Here is a 2,122-nt window from a genome sequence, read left to right as displayed (position 1 = left end):
TGCTTCACCCGCGCTCATGCGCGACAACCACGGTCGGTCTCTGGTCGCAGCTGGATGAAAGACTGGGGTCACGTCATGCTCATTGTACTCCTCACTCATCATTTTATAGGTACCGGGCACTGAACATTGAAATCTGGGTATGCCCCCCCCCGTGGAGTCGCGCTCCTGTTCCATGGGATGCGATCGCAGAAGAAAAAGGCGGGGCGGCAAGTTTAGCTCCTGCCATCCACAGGGGCGCTACGCCTCCTCGTCGTCTGGTCCGCTATCTTTCTTCGAAGGGCCGAATATGTCTTTGCCGGGACGCAGTCCCGTGATTGGATTACGGACCATCCCCGTGATTGGATTACGGACCATCCCCGTGATTGGGTTACGGATCATCCCAGCAATCCCTTCGGCTTCCTTGATAGCCATATAGACAGGGCTGGCCTCGCCGCTGCCCGCCTTCAGTGCGTTGGTTACGACGCCGCCGTGGGCAATCGTTATCGCGCTGATCGCGCCTCCGCCGATTGGGTTCTTAATTAGGGACGTCAGCATGCTGGTGAATGCAGACCGCTCGTACAGATGCTCATCGAGCATCAACAGGAAATCCTCTTCGGTCCGTTGATGCTCGATGACGGCTACCTGAAAGTCGGCGATCTCGACCTTGTCGGGCACGCGCAGTTCGTAGCCGGCATGGTATAGGAAGATTTCCATCGCCGCGAAGGCAGTGCGCTTGTTGCCCTGGATGAACGGGTGGTTCCGCGAGATGCCTATGCGGATCGACACCGCCATCTCCAGCGCGTCGGGCTCATCAGCGGACAAGGCAAGCAGATGTCGAGGTCGGGCAAGAGCGCTTTCGAGAAGCCCCCTGTCCTTGACGATATGATCCTCGCCTGTGTCAGCGACGATCATGCGATTGAGTTGGATTACCTCGTCAGCTTCGAGCCACCGTGGCTCACCACTCACTCAGCGAGCCTAGCCATGATAGTCGGGAACCGGTCCATGACGCGCTCGTAGCCCGCCTTGATGTCCACCTGCTCATTGGTCCGCAACACCGGACGCGCTTTACGTCGCGTGGTCGGGCGGTCGATAACTTCAGCCATGATGCCCTCCTTCGGGTTTGCGTTAGCTTTGCAATGACAATGCGTATCGCGACCTTTGGTGTCAACCAAAGTAGACGACAAATCGTTAAATCAGCGTGCAACCCATGCGGGCGAATGGCGCTACCCGTCGTTTTGCCATCGGAGCAACTGTGGGACCGATTAACTGCGTCATGGTCCGCCGGAAGATGACCCAAACCGGATGCTGCCCCTTGGTTTTTCGAGGGTGGGGACAGCTGCCTTCTATATCTAAGCGGAGGCAATTTTACCTGTATTATGTGCTCTGTCGCTTACCAGCAGTGGGACGTGATTGCCGGTCCGATACGGCGCAGCCTTACACGAGATCTTTCGCTTACCGGATGGCTTCGATCGCGACGAGCCAAGGAACGGCTTACTGACACCCCTCACCTCCACTTGCCGTTCCCCGACGATCGCGACGGCGCCATCTACCTCAACAAGCAATCTCGCCGTCTACCGAACTTGGACCCCAAGCGCCTTTTTTTCGGAAACTGGATGAGGTGAAGTTTAAATCTGACGGCCGATACCGAACTAATCGGGCAAACTAGATCAACTTTTTTCAACCATGACAGATTTTAACCGCACCTAGAAAACGGCAGAAATGTGGGACTTTTGAAAAACTCCATGTAGGGCAGAAAAATATCTAAGCGGTTTTTCAACCTAAACTTGGCGTTAGATATGGGTATCATGGCCCAGTAATTTGCCATCCATTGTCGACCCTGACAACGATTCCAGCGACCCCCCGTCGTATAGCATTGCGCAATGCGTCGGGATTAGCTTCCTGCGCGATCGTCCGCCGTTTGATATGGAAGGCACCCGGCATTGCTTGAAACACCGCTAAGTGATGATCACAGAAGAGATCGCATGCCTCCTGAATGTTTCGAGCGAATAGGACAATCGCGAGCGTTCCGTCCTCTAGGTTGACATCATACGCGCGCATCAGCACGACTGAACAGCCCCCAGCGGGTGGTCCGGCATGTTAGTTAGTGCATTGTCGTCTCCGCCGCCATTGCCGGGCGTAGGTG

2 protein-coding genes are annotated in these 2,122 nt (G+C 55.7%); both read right to left on the bottom strand.

Going from position 1 to position 2,122, the window contains the following annotated elements:
* Positions 1-237: 237 nt before the first annotated feature.
* Positions 238-945, bottom strand: coding sequence for a type II toxin-antitoxin system death-on-curing family toxin (locus ACTHQV_RS19205; protein ID WP_440492319.1), 708 nt, complete (start codon positions 943-945; stop codon positions 238-240).
* Positions 942-1,082: a hypothetical protein gene (locus ACTHQV_RS19200; protein ID WP_440492318.1), complete on the bottom strand. Its 141-nt coding sequence runs from the start codon at positions 1,080-1,082 to the stop codon at positions 942-944. Before ACTHQV_RS19200 ends, ACTHQV_RS19205 begins: the two co-directional genes overlap by 4 nt.
* Positions 1,083-2,122: the final 1,040 nt, after the last annotated feature.

The organism is Sphingomonas sp. SAFR-052, from assembly GCF_051965015.1.
Taxonomy (GTDB): domain Bacteria; phylum Pseudomonadota; class Alphaproteobacteria; order Sphingomonadales; family Sphingomonadaceae; genus Sphingomonas.
Note: the sequence above shows the minus strand (reverse complement) of the source record. Positions and strands in the feature narration are given on the sequence as shown.